Below are 18463 nucleotides of genomic sequence, written 5' to 3' on the forward strand. Positions count from 1 at the left end.
GGTCTTTTTTCGTTTTCTCTATACAATTTTAAGATAACAATATAATTCTTATTTTACAATTTTAAGATAACAATATAATTCTTATTTTATATGGAAAGAAAAAAGAATCAATAACCCATTTTTTTATTTCCATATCTTTTAACAATAATGGTAAATTTTTGAATCTTATCTCTTTTTTCAAGTCAGACATCTAATCCTCCCTAATATCTATGTACAAGACAGAAGTTTTTAATATATGCTAAAAATATGTCAACCGAAATACATTTTACCTTTTTCTTGCTGATGCTGCCGCCTCTTTCCGTTCTTTATCGTTCAGTTGAAAAATCATATGAAATACTTTCATCTTATTACCGGTTTCAGGAACAATATGTTCGCTAGTAATCATTAAAGTATCCCTCTCCCCGATTCTTTGAATTCTGATTGGCTGAAAATCCCCTTTGATACTCTTCAACTTATTCTCTATTTCATCAAATCCTTTTTTTAGGGACATTTCTCTATTCATAGATAACGTAATACCAAATTCGAAATTAGGGTTTAAATATCCCATCAACTGGTTATATTGATTTGTAAAGTTTTCGATATATTTATTCTCAAGCACTGCATAATCTGTAACATGTCCGTCCTTCTCTGCGTATATATATAAATCTGTCTCACCCAATTTTTTAATAGCTCGCCCCATTGTAAATTCACGTGAAATGTGCAAATCATACTTACTATTCAGACTTCCTGCAATAGCATCTTGGATATCTGCAGTAATTTCCACTTCATCTCGATTTTCAAAATGGACAATACGTTTCTGGAAACGTTTAATCACAGATATCAATTCCATTACAATATTCTCGGACAATGAATTACACAAACCTCTATTTTTCTCGCTCTGCGTCTCCAAATATCTATCCCGCAAATCACATTCCATTAAATCAATGTAATCATCAAGATTATCATGTTGAAAGAACATTTCTAGCAACTTCGGATTTCTAAGATATAACATAACCATACTACTCAATTGTTCTGGTAAAAAATCATGATCTTGAAAACAAATATAATAGTATTCTTCAAAATCCTGTATCAATTTTAAACTATTCTTTCCATCATCATTATTTAAATCTCTTTTAAGCTCATCGTCTATGGGATTTATTATTAAATCATCTTCATCATCTGTACAATCTTCCCACCAGCATAATATTGCATATAGCAAATATTCATATTTAGGCTTAATAAAATCCCTGATATTTTTTGAACAGATAATTTCATATAATTCATTGACGGCATTTCTACACTCTTGCGGTTTTCTCATAAGATAATCTCTTGGAAAAAATCCATCTAAATCAAACTCCGGATCTGTTTCAAGAATATCTATTAATACCCGTACTATATCCCGCAAATTACTATTAACGTACTTTGTTATCCGCATCCCAAGACTTGATAAATTATCATAATCCACTATATCAATTTGAATCAAAATACTCATCCCTTCTTGACAAGAAAATCTTATTCCGTTCATTATATTTTACCACATCAATCTACATTTTACTATCTGGAAAAAGTGCAAGAAAAAAGCCGATCAGGAATCGCAACTCCCAATCGACATCTTTTCTTACTCCTCTTCATTTTTACATTCAATCTCCGTTCCGTCCAGGAAGACCACCAACAATGTTCCATCTTCAAAAACCTTGATGTGGTCCAGTGTTTTCAGCATGAAGTCCGTATCCATCTCCGTCAAAGGCTTTGCCCCATCGGTATATTCTATGAACTTCTCCGCCCGATAACTTTCCAAGAGGTTCTCGCTCTGCAGCTGTTCCGTCCACTGCTCCATAAAGTCCTCTCGGTTCTCCACCAATGCGTTCCAAGCCATCAGATAAGCCTTTATCAGCGTTTCTTCCTCTACGTGGCGGTTGGCACATCCCATAACTCCTTTGACCTTGTAGCGTTCACTGCATTGCCATACCTTACGGTCAACTCCCGTACTGCTCCGCCAGCCTTTCCGTGCAAATACTTTATTACAGTCTCCGCAAATTATCTTGGATGCAAATGGATTGCTTTCCGGCCGGTGGGAATAGGAGTTTGTCCCATGCTCCTCCAGATACTTTTTCCTGCGTTTTATTTCAAGCTGTACACATTCCCATATCCGCTTTGAAATGATGGCATCGTGGTCATCCTCCACATAAAACATCTGAATTTCCCCTTTGTTCTGTGTACGTTTCTTGGTGAGGAAATCCACCGTATAACTTTTCTGCAGCAAGGCATCACCCTTGTATTTTTCATTCTCCAACATACTCATTAAGGTTGTGGACTGCCACTTCGTACCGCCATCCCAATTTTTCACACCTTCCCGTTCAAAAATCCTCTTGATGTAATCGGTTGTTTTTCCGTCCAAGAATTCCTGATACAGCCGAACCACAATCGGCTCCTGTGTCCTATTGATTACCAGCTTCCCCGTTTCATCCGTATCGTAGCCAAGAAAACGCTTTGTACTCATTTTGTGCTTCCCTGTCTCAAACCTTCTGCGGATTCCCCATGTGCAGTTCTCTGAAATGGATCGGCTCTCGTCCTGTGCCAGTGAGGAAAGAATGGTAAGCAGCACTTCACCCTTTGCATCGAGAGTATTGATATTTTCCTTTTCAAAAATAATCCCTATCCCCAAATCTTTCAACTCTCGCACATAGTTCAAGCAATCCAGCGTATTTCTTGCAAATCTGGAAATGGACTTGGTAATAATCATGTCAATTTTCCCCGCCCTGGAATCAGCAATCATACGGTTGAATTCATCCCTCTTTTTGGTATTGGTTCCTGAAATACCTTCGTCTGCATAAGTTCCTGCATATTCATAGAGTGGATTCTCACTGATGTAATTTGTGTAATAATTGACTTGATTCTCATAGCTTAATAACTGTTCTTCTTGGTCGGTTGACACTCGGCAGTACGCTGCCATCTTCAATTTCTGCACTGACTGTGCTGTTCCTGATTCCGCAGTCGAAATCTGCTTTGCTGGTATAACAGTAATGCTTCTTGCCATTTTTAACCACCTCCTCAATCACTGTCTGTTCCGTAATGTTCAAGCCCTGCAATTCGACATCATCAATCCTTATCCCTTTACACGCCTTGACTCCCTTTTCAATGTAGGTGCTGCAAAGCCATTGGATTTTCTTCTTGTAAACCTGTCTGCGCCGGAGCGTTTTTCCGCAGTAAGGACAAATCAACATTCCACTTAGGGGATAGCGGTTTTGGAACTTCATTGTGCTGTCCTGCCCGATATTCCTGTCACGCTTCCTCTGTTCCCTGACTTCCTGCACCTTTTCCCATATCTCCGGCGATACAATTGGCTCGTGATTTTCCGAAATGTAATAACTCTGCACTTCCCCATTGTTTTTCCTTGTATGGTTTCTTTTATTTTCAGGGGTGTAATACTTCTGCAGATGAAAATCCCCTTTGTATTTCTCATTGCAAAGCATCCCATTGATGGTCCCGCTTTCCCATGTAGTTCCCGTCACCGTTTTCACGCCCAGGTAATCAAGCAGCTCGCCAATCCTTGACGAGCCAACATTCATTAGATAAAGGTCAAAAGTCAGACTGACAATTTCTGCTTCCTTTCGGTTTACAATCAAATACCCATATTCGTTTTTGTCATAACCGAGGAAGCGGGAAGTGGTAATCATCACTTCCCCTCTCTCAAACTTCATCCGAATGGACCATTTATTGTTTTCACTCATGCTTCTGCTTTCTTCCTGAGCAAAAGAAGCGAGGACGGCAAGCATCATCTCACCGTCCTCTGATAGAGTGTTAATGTTCTGTTCTTCAAAAAAATACCGACACCCAGTTCCTTCAGTTCTCTTGCGAACTTTAGAACGGTGACGGTATTTCTCGCAAACCTCGATATAGATTTTGTAATAATCAGGTCAATCTCTCCTGCCCTTGCCTTCTCCATCATTCTCTGGAACTGTGGTCGGTTCTCACAATAACCGGATATGCCTTGATCAGCAAATACTCCGATAAATTCATATTCTGGATTTCCGGTAATCAGTCTCTCATAGGTTTCCATCTGATTTTCAAGAGAGTCTTCCTGTCTTCTGCTATCTGTGGAAACTCTGGCATAAGCACAAACCCTTTTCTTTTGTAAGACCGAAGCTGGTCGTTTGTTAATCACTTTTACTCGCACGTTACATCACTTCCTTCAAAAAACCTTTTCTGGAACTCCTGAACCTTCGGAAAATGGCTTGTGCATCCTCTACCTTGTCAATGCACACCACATCCACATTTTTCTTACTGCAAATCAGCATGAACTCCATAAACTGTCCCCAGTTACGGGCAATCGTGGCAGCCTCATAGTAACCACCACATCTATCTTCTTTGCTGCGATTTCCGCTTTCAGACGATTAAATTCTTTTCTGTTCGGGTCGGCTCCTGAAGCTTCCTCAAAGAATATCTGCAAATCCCATTTCTGTTTTCCATATTCTTCTTCCAACCGCCTCATTACATCGTCCAGATATTTTTCATAGTCTCTGTCACGATGGTTGACTCTGCAGTAAAAAGCCACCCTATTTATCGTTCCTGCAATCACCATATAAATAAGTACTCCTTTCGTTTTTGGTAGTGTATAAATCACTCTAAACCCCTGTAAAGTCAAGCAATTCTGCGGTTTCCACCCACTCTTTTTCCACTCTGTCCAAACTTATTCAATAAAAAAAGACCAGACATTTCGCCTGATCTTTTCATACTAATCACTTATTTTTTTCGCAACTGCAATATTGGTACAACTTTTTCCTCTACCTTTAAGGTATCTGGACGCAAATGAAGAAGTTCCTCCATATCTTCTGGATATAAAGTCACTCCATTTTTTTTGAATAAATCCAATATTTCTTTCGCCGTAAGTACATTTTGCTCTATCAGTAAATCAATGGCTCCTTGAAATATATTTTCATTCAAGGAATATGGTACATCGCCAGGTTCTTTAATTCTCCACCCATTTTTTGAAACTTGACGCATTAAATACTGATACTGGTTATCAGACATAATGCCCAACTGGTGTGTCCGGTAAATCATTGCCTGAATAGATACCTTCCACTTATTTTTTAAGAACTGATAATATTTTAAATCTGTAGGATATGAAGCAATGTCTTTACCAAAGCTGTCTCTAGGTAACAAAAATGCACTCGCAAACATGTTCGCCTGACGTTCTCTTGCTTTAAACTCATCTTTTGTTATAGCTTCCAGATCCTCACTCCATGGATGCAATAATATGTGTCCCAACTCATGAGCCATGTCAAAGCGAATTCTGCCTTCTGGTCTGTTTCCTAATGCAACTGCAATAAAATAAATATCATTTCCCGCCACTATAGTTCGCTGACTAAACGCATCTATTTTATCTTCGTTGGTATCAAATCCCGTTACAATTATTCCATTTTTTTCTAAAAGATACTGTAAATCCTTTATTGGTCCAGTACCAATATTCCAATATTTTCTTACCTGAGCAGCAATATCCTCTATTTCTTGAATTGCATCCTCGTTCTCACACTCAAATACATCATCACATCCTACAAAATCAACACTTGGTAAATTCATTTCAGGAAATGAAATGAATTCCAGAAGTATCTCATACATTTTTGCTACATATTCCAACTTAATACTCTGCGCTGTTCTATCTTTCTTTGTAGCACTTGCCAATGAACGAAAATAGGTTGTTTCTGTTTTTGCAGCATAACTATCCTTTTGAAAAAAGTAATCATACGGAAAGTTAAGCTCTGATGCCAAGAGCCTAACTTTCATATAATCTGGTGTGTTATTATCATTCTCATATAAGGAAATTGACTGCTTACTGATTTCGGTCCGCTTCGCTAATTCAGTAAGCGTCAACCCTCTATACATTCTTGCACTTCTTAATCTCTCACCGTAAAACTTTTTTTCTATCATAATCAATATCTCCTGAATTTATTTTCAGGCCTTTTTCTCGATTTCCCGAAGTTTTGGCTTTATACCACTCTTTATAGCAACTAAGCCCTTCTTATCCGGCTTCGCATCTTCGTCTGTATCTTCTGAAGGCCCAATATCTGTAAGCCGTGCAAAGTCTGGTTTAATATATTGCATAAGAGACGCTTCATCTACAATATTAAAATCTTTATCTAAAAACCTCAGTTTAATATCTTTGATTTCCCCATTCTCCGCTTTATATGCAATAATATAATGTTTATAATCTTCTTCTACATTAATCATTCCCTGACTAATTTTTTCAAAATCCTGTTCCAACACATCTGTATCAAAAATCGTGATTCCAAAATCTTCTAATGTCATTTGTCTTTCTTTCGCAATACAATCCTTATTTTCGACATAAAGAACTGATTGTAAATAGTGTGGATTTTCACGATTTTTCTTTTTGGGAACGCCAGACAATGTACCTTCTGTCATTATCGAATAGGTAATATGCTCTTTTCGATCAATGACCATTCTTCCAGACCAACCATACCTCTGGAAAGGAACAAGATCAATATCATCTTTCACCACATGTGTTCTTAAGTTTGTATTGATATTGTCCCCTCTTAGAAGTATAATCGCATTATTAGTTTCCCGATGATTTTCTCTTAAATATTGTTGCAAATCATCCCCGATAGCTTTCTCTATGCAATAAACAATTTTTCTGAGTAAATCATCATTGATTACAATTTGAGTATTTCTATTCACGTCCAACGAAATTACCTCCTGACTTTATTCTGTTTTTAATTTTTACATAAAATATTATTTTTGTCAAGTGGTACTTCGTTTTCTTTTTAATTTGTATATTCCAATGTTAATAACTAAATCCTGTGAACATAATCCAGTGAAATCCATCCATCACGATTTTTCTGATAAGATTTCAGAAGCCCCCAAAGGCTCGCACCCTTGCCTTCTGCTTCTTCCACAATAGTGAAAGCACCTTTTCCGGTGTACTTACCTGTTTTGTCGTAGTCTGTTCCCGGACCCTTGCGGATGTTCAAATCTTCGATGGATACTCTCACAAGATACGGTGTAAATGTATCATTGGAATAAATCACTTTACCGGATTCATCAAATACGGAATATCCTTCATTTTCATCTGCACACCTCTTGGCATTTTCCAAACTATGGAATGCACCTTTCTGCGTGTCAAAATCTGCCCATGTCTTACGCACACGGTACCAGACTTCCTCCGGTTCTGCTGCCTCGCTCTTAATTCCAATCATAGCATTTAAGATTGTAATAATCTTTGCACCATATCCGGCTCCTGCTGCCCATCCTTTTCCGGCTGGATTTTCTTTCTGTCCAAGCCACTCCACATATTCCGCACAGCCTCTTGCGACATATTTGAAGCGTGGATCAACGCATATAAAAAATCTTGCGAAGGTAGTTCGGGCTGCCAGAGAAGAAGCCCATCTATCTCAAGCAGCATTAGCTGAACAAATAGGTTGTGATGAACGTACAATACTGAATATTGAAAATGACCGTGAGAATCCCAAGTTCGAAGTATTGTGCCAGATCATCGCTTATTTACACATTCCTGCAGACCGGATTTTCCACCCTGCACTGCCACGGACGGGTTGAAAAAACAAAAACTGTTATTGATGCTACAGGAATGTGATGAGCAAGAGGCAGCCGAGATTCTTCCAGCAATTGAATACCTCTTAGCACTCATACATAAAAGAGGTAATTCAAACAATTAAAGGAACCAGCTAATCCGTTGTGATTCTGGTTCTTTTCTTTTTGTTGCCTTTTCCAAATCTTACTCTTGTAATATTTCAATTATTACACAAGTAAGATTTCAAGTCAATATCTTTTTTCTGAAATTGACAACCACATAAATAATGTCTATAATATATTTATTACAGCCGTAAGATTTAAGGAGGGATTTGAAATGAGTGATTTACCACAGATTTCTGAAGCTGAATTTGAAGTTATGAAAATCGTATGGAAACATGCGCCGATCAGTACAAACGAAATAACAGATAAATTATTACAGACCACAAGCTGGAGTCCGAAAACGATACAGACTTTAATCAAACGCCTTGTGACCAAAGGCGCTCTGACTTATGAAAAACAGAGCCGAGTGTTTGTTTACACCCCAGTCGTGAAAGAAAGCGAATACATCGGCCAGGAAAGCAATTCTTTTCTGGAACGATACTATGACGGGGATATCACTGCCATGCTGTCTGCCTATATAGAAAATGACAGACTGTCTGAAACAGAAATAGACACTCTCCGCTCCCTTCTTTCAAAGAGGTCAAAAAAAGGAGGCAATTAACGTGGCTGATTTTATGATACGCTTTTTAATATGCAATGTATTTATCAGCGGTATCATCGGAATTCTTTTGATAGCCAAGCGGATATTCAAAAACAACCTTTCCAGCCGGATGCAGTATAATCTGTGGTTCCTGTTGCTTGGGTTGTTGGTAGTTCCCTTTATACCGTTCCGTTTAATCGGATTTCCTCAAATCTTCTCGTGGCTCGGTAGCCTGAGAAGCTCTCCATCTTCCAATACTGGAACTGCTATGGTAGAAACCATTGGGGCCGATCCAACCGGAAATGTAAATTGGATGAATGACTTTACTCTTTCTGTAAATAGCGAAGCTCCATCCATTGCCGGATACATATTATTAGGGATATGGATTGTAGGTATTCTTGCAATGATTATTTTGGTAATCAAATCCTCTCTCCGTTTACGCAACTTGGAGAAATCTGCACTTCCCCTTCAGAACAAGGAAGTCCGCAGACTATATCATCACTGTTTAGAAGAGATGGGGATTCACAGAGATATTCCTGTCTACAGTACCGCATTTTTGAAATCCCCGATTATTGTTGGACTTTTGAAACCGTGTATTTATCTTCCGATTCATCTGATCTCTGATTATAACGAATCCGATATGCGGTATATGCTGTTACATGAACTGCAGCATTACAAGCACCATGATGCTATTGCCAGTTATCTGATGAACCTTGCAGGAGTGGTATATTGGTTCAATCCTCTTGTTTGGTACGCTCTGAAAGAAATGCGTAATGACAGAGAGGTTGCCTGTGACACCTCTGTTTTAAAGATGCTTGAAGAGGATGCTTACGAGGATTATGGCAATACACTGATTAACTTTGCTAAAAAGGTTTCTCTTACTCCTTTTCCGTTTGCTGCCGGCCTTGGTGGAAACATGAAGCAGATGAAGCGGAGAATTATCAATATTGCATCTTATGAGAAGCCAACATTTACAAAAAGGCTAAAAGGTATGACGGCATTTGTACTGACTGCTGTTCTCCTGTTAGGTTTTGCTCCTTTTATTTCTACATACGCAGCAGACGAAAACTACTACCAATGGGACTCCTCTTCTGAGAATGTTTCCTATGTAGACCTCTCCACGTACTTCGGAGAATACGAAGGCAGCTTTGTTTTATACGATTTGGGAAATGATGCGTGGAGCATACATGACAAGGAGCATGCTACCCTGCGAGTAGCACCAAACTCCACCTACAAAATATATGATGCCTTGTTCGGCTTGGAAGAAGGTGTCATTACACCAGAAAACTCCTTTATTGCATGGAATGGAGAAAGCTATCCATTTGAAGCATGGAATGCGGATCAGACCTTACAGTCTGCAATGAACTCCTCCGTTAACTGGTACTTCCAGTCAGTAGATGAACAACTTGGATTCTCTGACGTTTACAGCTATATTCAAGAAATCGGATATGGTAACGAAAACATGAATGGTGATTTCTCCACTTATTGGATGGAATCATCCTTGGAGATCTCTCCAATAGAACAGGTCGAACTTTTAACCAAGCTGCAGAATAACAGTTTTGGCTTCGCCCCTGAAAACGTCAATGCAGTAAAAGATGCTATCTGCCTTTCCTCTTCCGATGCCGGAACATTCTACGGAAAGACCGGAACTGGCCGTGTGGACGGCCAGGATGTGAACGGATGGTTTATCGGTTATATTGAAACTGCAGATAATACATACTTTTTTGCTACCAACATTGGTGCAGACAGCGATGCTACCGGAGGCAACGCAACTGAAATAACCATGTCTATCTTGTCAGACATGAATATCTGGAAATAAAAATATCGGGTAAAGGTCATAGTCGTATAATCCTTTGCCCGTTTTTTTATTTTCACTTTATGCATAAAAGCGTTTCAACTATCCAGTTCTATACGTCAAGAATTAGATTTATTATTGATGTATTCTACAATTTCTCCAATAAAAAAAGATATCAATGTCCCAATTGAAACAAACAAACTATCTCTATCACCTAATGATTCAATGAAGATTGAAAATGTAAACGTAAAGTTACTATACATATAATCATAAAAAACGTATTTCAGAGAACCTATCAAGAGCATCAACCCGAAAGAAATTAATGCATATATTAGGCACAGCAAAAAGCTAATGTCAATGCTGCGTTTGACAATGATTTTTCCCATAAAAAAACCTAAAATAAAAACCCCAATATCAATATATGTATATATAATTAAAAAACCCAAATAGGCTAAGGCCGCATTATATTTGGGAAATAAATAAAAACAAAGAAAATAAGCCAAAGCCACACATACAAAATATACTAAAAATGGAGAATACGTTCTAACAAACTTTCTCATAAAAACACCTCACTCCACATGTAGATAATCGAATTAAAATCAAAAGCTTATCTTAATTTATTCATGCTCTTCACTTCCAGTCGCTGACCATGATGTTTTACCACTACTGACCACATCTTTTGTAGACATACTATATGCAAATATATCAAGGATCTCCGCCTCTGAGATATACCATGAACCATCTGTGTTTTTCTTACTTCTGTATAAAACATATAATTCGCATTTTTCATTCTCCGAAAGTCTGTCATATACAAGATATTCTATTATTTCCTCATTCTCATTTAAGATAACTCTAGAATTTCCATTCGCACCGTATGATATCATAAAATCACATCCTTCGTCTGCGAAGTATTGTTGATATATAGTACGATATCCATCATATATTTCATTTGTTTCCATTAATGTCACATAATCACAGATCGCAGGAATAGAAATATCATCCTCTTTCATATTTTCCATTAATTCATCCATTAAATCGTGTTGAATGACAAAACCATTATCCTGTGAACTGAATATTCTAATGGTCTTTCGTGGCATCATTCCCTGCGGTCCTGCTCCTGTAACATAGTTTATGATGACAATCACATCCTTTGCACCATCTCCATCTATATCCTGAAATCCAACCGCTTCAACACTATCAAACATTCCTACACTATCATTCTCTGTACTATTATTTTCATAACACTCCGGAAAATAATATATAATTTGATTGTCTTTTGCCAGCACAAATGAAACATCTTCCCAGAGCGTTTCATAAGTCGGCAGATAAGATACAAACTGTACTTCACCCCAATCATTCAATTCTACATCAAAGGATTGTTCAGTTATAACCCGGCTTTCATCTAATCTCTCTCCTGATGGATATTCTACTTCAATATCTGCTACATCTGTCAATTGCTGTATTTCTTTCGTACCATCGAAATATAAAATGACTTGTTCATCAAATTGTTCTTCACCTGATAGAATTATTTCTACATAATCCTCATGCCAGGTAACCTTCCAACAGCTGCTACTGATGCTTGCACCGTCATTGTGCAATTCAAAATCTGTTTGCGATATCTTATCTTCGCCTTCTTTAAGGACTAACCGTCCACTTGCTGAACCAAAAGGCCATTCCGGTTCTCCAACAGCTTGAAGTATCACTTCATATTTTTTATCTGGTGAAACGGATGTATCGCAAGTTATCTTCTTGTAATTTACCGTATACGAAATGCAACACCAAAATACTACAAACAGTGCAATGAGCGAGCCCATAATACATAGCATAATTTTCAAAAAATTCTTCATTGTTATAGCACTCCTTTTAATGTCCACGTATATCCAGTTCTTCCAATAGAGAATTTCCGCTTCCCCATGAATATACAATGTAATAACCACTGTCCTTTATTTCTTCTGTAAATTGCAGTGTCCCGTGATCAATCACCTCAATGGGCTGCCTTTCCTGAGTTTCCACTAAATACTCCCATTCATTACCTCTGTAATCTGAATAGTAAGCATCCAGTTCTTCCAAAGACAATTCACTCCTAATTAGGATTGCTCCGAAATACTGCAGCCCATTTCCATTCCCCGTCAGCTTCCCTGCCTGTGACAGTGACTCTATCAATTCCGTTTCCTCTGGCAGCGGGATTTCACATAATGCTTTTTCTACTTTATAGGCAATGTGGTTATTTATAAGTGGAATTGACAAACTTCCGCCTATCAATACAACTGCTGCCAATATTCCAACTAATTTTAATTTTTTCATGTGTCCTCCTTTCTTTTCTTACATCCGTAAGATTACCATAGAACACAGCTATTATCAAATCATTCTTTAATTCGGTATTGGTAATCTGGTATATGCATAATTCCGTCATTTAGGATTTCATTCCCCAAATACTGAAAACTTCCATCCTCCGCAAACCGCACCGTAAGTTCATGGGTTATGACTGCATCATCGCAAATAACCATGTCACAAACCGCCTCAACTGTTAACGTGATTGTCCCATCTTCATTTTCTTTGATGTTGACAACCTCCGGCAGAGAAGTTCCAAAGAAAGTAGGTGCATAATTAAAACATCCAAGACGCGCCCAATAATATGTCTGGTTTTCCTCATCAAATACTGCGTACTCTCGTATCTGTTCTTTTGTTACAGGAAGATACTCCATAATCAGACTTTCGAACTCTTCTTTAGGAATGCCATTTGGATAATCTTCAGAATTGAACTTTTCTCCATATTTCATTCCATACAGATATTCAAACATTCCGTTATAATCCAACTCACTCATGTTTTCTGCATTCCAGTTAGAACACAAAATATTCTGTCCTTGATATCCAAGCCCCCGAACACAACGTTCAGACATTTTACGCTGTTCTTCTGTCATTGGCTTTACTCTGATTAGGCAGCTTCCATCCACGATTTCACTGACCTCTGGCGGCTCCGGCACACATAACTCATAGCAGAACCATCCTTTATCTGTATATTTCCACTCTTTTATTCTGGTGTAGGATATATAGGACATTCCCGACTTACCATTCTTATTCCATACGCTTCTTGCACTTACAACATACATGTCTGTACCATCAAAAATGAATTTCATTCTACCTATACCACCATCATCATGTATCTCGTAAATTACTACAGAACCGCTTTTCCCAGCCGTGCAATCCTCAAGAAAAGAATCCACACTTTCATAATTTCCCATATTTGAATAGGTTACCAATGTAGCAACCGGATATCCCGTTTCCATTAACTTTTTCTGCAGTTCAAGAATGGTCTCATCAGTTAATACAACATTGGATGCAGTTCCTTTATCTGCCTCTTTATAAATCTCATAAATACGTTCCATCATCGCTCTGCAGTCATTCTCAGCTTCCTTTTCTTCCTGTTCGTCCACCGGAAGTCCATAGCCCTTTTCCCACTGTTCTGCAGCTTCTTCCTCGGCACTTTTTGTTTCCTCTGTGGAAGATACTTCTTCCGTATCTTCCACAAGAGATTCACCTGCAACACTATCTTCTTTCCCACAGGCACACATAAAACATCCAATTAAAAATACTATAATTAGTAGAATGCTCTTTTTCATTAATACCATAAAATCATCCTTTCGTTCTTGCTATTGGCGGCAGTTCCAATTCTATTTCCTCTATAGAGTTGGAAAGATACCGGAATGTTCCATCTTCAAATGGCTGAACCACAACCGTATTCCGAAAAGCGAGATCAGAATTGTAATCCGGCCAAACTCCATCCACAATAAGTGTAATTGTTCCATCCGCATTTTTTGTATAGTCAACTACTTCTCCAAAAGGTGGGTATGGGCTGGCATAAATCATCTCATGTTCATAGCTGTTGCTGCTCTCGTCATACTCGCAATGCTTTCTCAACTGTTCTACAGATACCGGAAAATAAGTGGTCATTATCTTTTCGTATTCCTCCGCTGGAATTTTCCAACCTTCCGTTTTCAGATTTTCTCCCGTATAAATTCGATAGATGTCTTCATACATACAAGGCATCAGAATATCTTCTACGTTACTGCTGTCCCAGTTCGTGACAAGCACATTGTAATTCACATAGCTTAGTCCTGATATGTATTTCTCTGTCAGTTCCCGGCAGTCTTCCGGAAGCGGTTCTATTCTCCAATACTGTCTCAAACTTGCATGTGCAATCACATATTCATATGCGTAGATAAAATACCCTTTTTCCGTAAGTTTAATTTCAGCCACATTACTTACCGAAGTTCCCTGTATCTCTGGCATACCGCCTTCCTTCCACCGAACTCCTATGTAATAGGTCTGTAACTGCTCCTTCCGATAAATAAAGGTAACTGCTCCAATCAGTCCATCTCTATGCACTTCAAATACCGTAACCATCGAGTCCTGTCCATTCAAGTAATCTGCGTAAAACACTTCAATTGCTTCATGATTCTGCATAGCAGAGTCTTCTTCAACGCTTACCAAACCGCTTCTGCCCAATTGCTCCACCACGGCTTTCCTCTGCTCGTTTGTAAATTCGTTAATACCAGAAGAGTAGCTTGGTGCATCTGCAATTACAATATCCTTATAGATTTCTCTGACCGATTCTGCTGCTGACAAAACCGTACTCTGCAACTGCTCCTTCTCCTCTTCTGAAAGGAGATCATCACTGGCTTGCGGAATGAACCAATATGCTGAATCTGTAGAAGTTTCCGTATTCTCGGCCTCTTCTGTTTCTGCATCGCTATTTTCGATTTCCACAGGCGGCTCCCATACTTCTTCTGCCACCTTTTTCTTTTCTGCGTGCATTTTTCCCCAACAAAACACTCCAGCTATCACCAAAATCAAAAGCAGCAAAATCGGAAGCCCACATCTTCTAAGCAGCCATTTTAAATCTTCCATTATTCGCCTCCGTACAATTCTTCCCATTCTTCCAACGTCAACCGTGGTGTATGCCAAGTTTCTCTGTAATTGTCTTCAGATGGTATAATGCGGTTAGATACATATTGTACCCCTCCGTCCTCTAACGGGCGGACAACAACCTCATGAGCATATACCTTTGGATCACCTGCATAAGGGAATACTACATTAGCTGTAAGCGTAATTGTCCCATCGCTGTTTTCTGTAAAACCGACTACCTCTGAATATGGATATTCCGGGTATTCTACTTCTTCGAATCCTCTCGGCTTATATTCATAAGTTGAATTCTCCGAACAATAGACGCTTTTTGATTGCAACGTTTCACTATCAATATTGAAATATTTCATAATAACGCTTTCGAATTCCTCTTTTGGAATCTGATATACTGCACTGACTGATAAGTTGTCATCAGCAACATAGGGAACATATTGACCATTCACTTTTGGATAGAGAATGTCATACATATCATAAAAATTCAAATCCCCGAAATCTTCCTCGCTCCAATCTACAATAAACATATTATTTTGTTCAAAGCCGATTGGTCGGAGATATTTCCGACTCAACTCCCTATATGTTTCATCCAATGGCAGTACTCGTAATGCGGTATGTTCCTCTGCCCCACTCAATGTAAGAACATATAATTCTTCTGAAAACCAAACACCGGAAAACATCAGGTAACCTTCTTCTGTATAATTCCAATACTCCGCTTGATAGTTTCCTGTTACCTCTCTTTTCATATTTCCGTTTTCATACTTGTAATAGCTTCTGACCACATCTACATTTCCATCTTTTGTGTGCAAATCGTATTTTACAAATCCACCCAAATAACTGACTTCAAGAATCGTTATTTCTGCTTCTTCCTGTGCATCCACCTTTTCGCAAAATTCCAGTACCTGCTCTGCCTCAGTCATGTTAACTTGATTTCTGCTGTCAACAGCCGAATATCCATTTTCTCCAAGACGATTTACAATGCCTCGAATCGTTTCCAAATCAGCTAACTTATTTTCTTCTGTAGCCTTTTCATAAAGATCTATACAGATGTTTATAATTTCATCTGCATCCTCCTCTGATTCTTCCTGAATATCCTGAACATCTATTACCGTTTCCGAAACTGTATTTTCTTCCGGAGGTGCATCACTGCACCCCGAAATACTAAGTATTAATACAAAGCTAATTGCTGCCAAACCACTCTTCCAGAACCAGCTTGTCTTTCTTAACAACATATCCGCTTCCTCCTCTTCCTTTCACATCTTCTACCATGCTGATAATCAATATAGGACGTTCTACCGTATCTTCTGCTGTAAAAATTGCAAACCATCCTAATTCCGTACCCGAAGTATCATCCTTCGATGCCTTGATTTCTGCCGTACCTGTTTTTCCTGCTAAAAGAATGTCATCCCGATGGGCTGCATATCCAGTTCCATTAGAATCATTCACAACCTTTTTTGTTCCTTCCAATACACGACTTGCTGTCTCATTAGAAAAGGCCCCCGGAATCCAATACTCGGCTATTGCTTCGTTCTGATATACCAAATACGGCTTTATGACATTTCCCTCATTACAGAAAGCAGAATAGATACAAGCCATATGTAACGGATTCACTAAAACTTGTCCTTGTCCGTAACCGCTGTCAGCTAACTGTATTTCAGTTTCAATTCCCTCTGTATTGGAATACTGCGACTCTGCCATCTTAATCTCAAATGGCAGTTCCTCATTAAAACCTAGTCCAGTCAAAGAACTCTCCATCTCTTCTGAGCCAATCTTTAATGCTGCCTTTGCGAAATAAATATTATCGGAATAAATCAAGGCATTCTCTAAAATGACTGGTTCATATGCATGGAGTGTCGTTACATGATAAGAACCCCACGATGCATCCTTTTGCCAGCTTAAGCCTACATTCCCGTAATCTTCCATCGGATCGATTGCTCCTGATTCCAAGCCGACCGCAGCGGTAATTGGCTTGAATGTAGACCCCGGACACCACACTTGCCGGAACCGATTATACATTGGCTTATTCTCATCCTCGTTAAGCGCAGTCCACTGTTCACTGGACAATCCCATAATAAAATCGTTATTGTCATAGGACGGTGTGCTGACCAAAGCCAATACTTCTCCGGTATAAGGATTCATGGCTACCGAGCAGCTTTTATCTTCCTTAAACTGTTCGTACAAGGAAACCTGCAAATTGGCATCTATCGTAAGCTGAATATCCTGCCCATGCTGTATCAGGATACAAGCCAGTTCCTCCTTCTCTTTGCCTTCCGAATTTACAATGTAAATCCTGCAACCGTTCTGGCCTTTCAGCTCACTCTCAAACAAGCCCTCCATTCCGCTTCTACCGATTACACTATTGGCTGTATAGCCTTCTCCTGCATGTTCCTCTAAATCTTCCGCAGTAACGCTTTGGACATACCCGACCAAATGTGCAGCCGCTTCCCCTAATGGGTATTCACGCACTTCAACATCAGATATCATCACTCCGGGAATTTCCAGTAGCTTTTCATGTCTTTCCTTTTCTTTCAGCACCTCTTCGTCCGGTTCAATCTTCATCAACTCGATTTCTTCAACCCTCGGAATGGTTTTTATCGGCACAAAGGAATCATCCTTTACCCACTTTGCAGACAGTTTCTTTTCTATCGCTTCCGGTGTGATTTCCAATAGTTCTGCAATCTGTGCGATTGCTTCCTCTCGGTTTCCCAACTTGCCCGGAACGATTCCAACCGAAGATGCTGTACCTTTTCCTGCAAGGACACGTCCGTTCCTATCCAGAATTTCTCCTCGTTCTGCCTGTGTAGTGGAAACTCTTACTTTATCTGTAGAAGTTAGATTCGGAAAAATCATAGAATCATCCCAAACCAACTTATATCCTTTTTCGTCCTTTAGGAAAAGTGCCTCACTTTCAAAACTGATAGTTCCTGCAACTGTATCGAAAGAAGTCTGGTAGGTTACCGTCATTTGCTCCTCGTCATATGCAATAATCTGGACAGCCATATTCTGGACTTCTATACCTTCATAAATAGCTGAATTTCGAGTTACAAAATCCTCCTGACTGACATTTCCCGATGCCTCAATATGTAGCATTGCATACATTTCTTCATACTCCTGTTTTGGAATATGATCCATGTACTCCACCAGAAGTTCTTCCGGTGTCTTCCAGGCATTTTCCTTTGTTGCCAACATTCCTGCCACACATACTGCAGAAATTACCGCAGCTATTCCTATAACAGCAATCGCAATCCATAGGAGCCTGCTTCTTGTTTTCTTTCGCTTGTTTCTGCTTTTTCCTTTCTTCATATTGACCTCCATTCATTTTGCTTTGCTGATATGGTCATATTCTATTTTCAATGTACGCTATATCTTCAAAATATTACACTCGTAAGATTTTGAAGTAAAAAAATTTCTCTTTGCTGGGTATATCGTACTATGCATTCCTCCTTCCTTTTATTACATGCGTAAGATTTCGCAACAAAAAAATTTCGTCCGCAATCCTACTGCACTTGTGTAAATATTACATCAGT

18 protein-coding genes are annotated in these 18463 nt (G+C 38.9%); 3 read left to right on the top strand and 15 right to left on the bottom strand.

Annotated elements, in window-relative coordinates; all coding sequences use genetic code 11:
- Positions 1–265: 265 nt before the first annotated feature.
- The 8 genes from DXA97_RS11875 to DXA97_RS11905 all read right to left on the bottom strand — a co-directional run bounded on the left by DXA97_RS11875 (position 266) and on the right by DXA97_RS11905 (position 7283).
- The gene (locus DXA97_RS11875; protein ID WP_243107643.1) at positions 266–1504 is read right to left on the bottom strand and encodes a folate receptor family protein; all 1239 of its coding nucleotides are present in this window, start codon (positions 1502–1504) and stop codon (positions 266–268) included.
- 93 nt (positions 1505–1597) lie between these two features.
- A complete protein-coding gene (locus tag DXA97_RS11880; protein WP_347561586.1) occupies positions 1598–2947 on the bottom strand; it encodes a recombinase family protein in 1350 nt (449 codons plus the stop codon).
- The gene (locus tag DXA97_RS11885) at positions 2877–3710 is read right to left on the bottom strand and encodes a recombinase family protein (protein ID WP_347561587.1); all 834 of its coding nucleotides are present in this window, start codon (positions 3708–3710) and stop codon (positions 2877–2879) included. Before DXA97_RS11885 ends, DXA97_RS11880 begins: the two co-directional genes overlap by 71 nt.
- 44 nt (positions 3711–3754) lie before the next feature.
- Positions 3755–4156 (bottom strand): recombinase family protein, encoded by a 402-nt coding sequence (locus DXA97_RS22230; RefSeq protein WP_347561588.1) that lies wholly within the window; start codon positions 4154–4156, stop codon positions 3755–3757.
- A gap of 114 nt (positions 4157–4270) precedes the next feature.
- Positions 4271–4561 carry a recombinase family protein gene (locus DXA97_RS11890; protein ID WP_243107644.1) on the bottom strand — a complete coding sequence of 97 codons (291 nt, stop codon included), beginning with the start codon at positions 4559–4561 and terminating at the stop codon, positions 4271–4273.
- Positions 4562–4722: 161 nt separating this feature from the next.
- Positions 4723–5907 carry an XRE family transcriptional regulator gene (locus tag DXA97_RS11895; RefSeq protein ID WP_118720309.1) on the bottom strand — a complete coding sequence of 395 codons (1185 nt, stop codon included), beginning with the start codon at positions 5905–5907 and terminating at the stop codon, positions 4723–4725.
- Positions 5908–5931: 24 nt separating this feature from the next.
- Positions 5932–6672: a DUF5986 family protein gene (locus DXA97_RS11900; protein WP_081021313.1), complete on the bottom strand. Its 741-nt coding sequence runs from the start codon at positions 6670–6672 to the stop codon at positions 5932–5934.
- A 113-nt stretch (positions 6673–6785) separates the two neighbouring features.
- Positions 6786–7283, bottom strand: coding sequence for an SH3 domain-containing protein (locus tag DXA97_RS11905; RefSeq protein ID WP_347561590.1), 498 nt, complete (start codon positions 7281–7283; stop codon positions 6786–6788).
- Positions 7284–7311: 28 nt separating this feature from the next.
- Here DXA97_RS11905 and DXA97_RS11910 point away from each other — a divergent pair, with 28 nt between their 5' ends.
- From DXA97_RS11910 to DXA97_RS11920, 3 genes are all read left to right on the top strand, one after another.
- On the top strand, positions 7312–7548 hold the full coding sequence (locus DXA97_RS11910; protein WP_243107645.1) for a helix-turn-helix transcriptional regulator: 237 nt from the start codon (positions 7312–7314) through the stop codon (positions 7546–7548).
- 310 nt (positions 7549–7858) lie between these two features.
- Positions 7859–8245 (top strand): BlaI/MecI/CopY family transcriptional regulator, encoded by a 387-nt coding sequence (locus tag DXA97_RS11915; RefSeq protein ID WP_107001152.1) that lies wholly within the window; start codon positions 7859–7861, stop codon positions 8243–8245.
- Position 8246: 1 nt separating this feature from the next.
- Positions 8247–10043: a BlaR1 family beta-lactam sensor/signal transducer gene (locus tag DXA97_RS11920; protein WP_118720313.1), complete on the top strand. Its 1797-nt coding sequence runs from the start codon at positions 8247–8249 to the stop codon at positions 10041–10043.
- Between the two features lie 95 nt (positions 10044–10138).
- Here DXA97_RS11920 and DXA97_RS11925 read toward each other — a convergent pair whose 3' ends face one another.
- Genes DXA97_RS11925 through DXA97_RS11955 form a run of 7 tightly spaced genes read right to left on the bottom strand, consistent with a single transcriptional unit; the run spans position 10139 to position 18239 of the window.
- Positions 10139–10579 carry a hypothetical protein gene (locus DXA97_RS11925; RefSeq protein WP_118720315.1) on the bottom strand — a complete coding sequence of 147 codons (441 nt, stop codon included), beginning with the start codon at positions 10577–10579 and terminating at the stop codon, positions 10139–10141.
- A 57-nt stretch (positions 10580–10636) separates the two neighbouring features.
- Positions 10637–11866 (bottom strand): hypothetical protein, encoded by a 1230-nt coding sequence (locus DXA97_RS11930; protein WP_118720317.1) that lies wholly within the window; start codon positions 11864–11866, stop codon positions 10637–10639.
- Positions 11867–11882: 16 nt separating this feature from the next.
- Positions 11883–12323, bottom strand: a complete 441-nt coding sequence (locus DXA97_RS11935) for a hypothetical protein (RefSeq protein WP_118720319.1) — start codon at positions 12321–12323, stop codon at positions 11883–11885.
- Positions 12324–12382: 59 nt separating this feature from the next.
- Complete coding sequence (locus tag DXA97_RS11940; protein WP_118720321.1) at positions 12383–13648, bottom strand: DUF6070 family protein; 1266 nt, start codon at positions 13646–13648, stop codon at positions 12383–12385.
- A gap of 4 nt (positions 13649–13652) precedes the next feature.
- A complete protein-coding gene (locus tag DXA97_RS11945) occupies positions 13653–14927 on the bottom strand; it encodes a DUF6070 family protein (RefSeq protein ID WP_118720323.1) in 1275 nt (424 codons plus the stop codon).
- Positions 14927–16168, bottom strand: a complete 1242-nt coding sequence (locus DXA97_RS11950; RefSeq protein WP_118720325.1) for a DUF6070 family protein — start codon at positions 16166–16168, stop codon at positions 14927–14929. Before DXA97_RS11950 ends, DXA97_RS11945 begins: the two co-directional genes overlap by 1 nt.
- Positions 16116–18239, bottom strand: coding sequence for a penicillin-binding transpeptidase domain-containing protein (locus DXA97_RS11955; RefSeq protein ID WP_118720327.1), 2124 nt, complete (start codon positions 18237–18239; stop codon positions 16116–16118). The genes DXA97_RS11950 and DXA97_RS11955 overlap by 53 nt, the downstream gene beginning before the upstream one ends.
- Between the last annotated feature and the right edge of the window lie 224 nt (positions 18240–18463).

The organism is Clostridium sp. OF09-36 (genome assembly GCF_003481985.1).
Classification (GTDB): Bacteria; Bacillota; Clostridia; order Lachnospirales; family Lachnospiraceae; genus Brotaphodocola.

Bases quoted from the DNA above. Each gene is read 5' to 3' on its own strand.
- DXA97_RS11875 (WP_243107643.1), bottom strand. From the start codon at position 1,504: ATGAACGGAATAAGATTTTCTTGTCAAGAAGGGATGAGTATTTTGATT.
- DXA97_RS11885 (WP_347561587.1), bottom strand. From the start codon at position 3,710: ATGAGTGAAAACAATAAATGGTCCATTCGGATGAAGTTTGAGAGAGGG.
- DXA97_RS11890 (WP_243107644.1), bottom strand. From the start codon at position 4,561: ATGGTGATTGCAGGAACGATAAATAGGGTGGCTTTTTACTGCAGAGTC.
- DXA97_RS11895 (WP_118720309.1), bottom strand. From the start codon at position 5,907: ATGATAGAAAAAAAGTTTTACGGTGAGAGATTAAGAAGTGCAAGAATG.
- DXA97_RS11915 (WP_107001152.1), top strand. From the start codon at position 7,859: ATGAGTGATTTACCACAGATTTCTGAAGCTGAATTTGAAGTTATGAAA.
- DXA97_RS11925 (WP_118720315.1), bottom strand. From the start codon at position 10,579: ATGAGAAAGTTTGTTAGAACGTATTCTCCATTTTTAGTATATTTTGTA.
- DXA97_RS11930 (WP_118720317.1), bottom strand. From the start codon at position 11,866: ATGAAGAATTTTTTGAAAATTATGCTATGTATTATGGGCTCGCTCATT.
- DXA97_RS11935 (WP_118720319.1), bottom strand. From the start codon at position 12,323: ATGAAAAAATTAAAATTAGTTGGAATATTGGCAGCAGTTGTATTGATA.
- DXA97_RS11940 (WP_118720321.1), bottom strand. From the start codon at position 13,648: ATGGTATTAATGAAAAAGAGCATTCTACTAATTATAGTATTTTTAATT.
- DXA97_RS11945 (WP_118720323.1), bottom strand. From the start codon at position 14,927: ATGGAAGATTTAAAATGGCTGCTTAGAAGATGTGGGCTTCCGATTTTG.
- DXA97_RS11950 (WP_118720325.1), bottom strand. From the start codon at position 16,168: ATGTTGTTAAGAAAGACAAGCTGGTTCTGGAAGAGTGGTTTGGCAGCA.
- DXA97_RS11955 (WP_118720327.1), bottom strand. From the start codon at position 18,239: ATGAAGAAAGGAAAAAGCAGAAACAAGCGAAAGAAAACAAGAAGCAGG.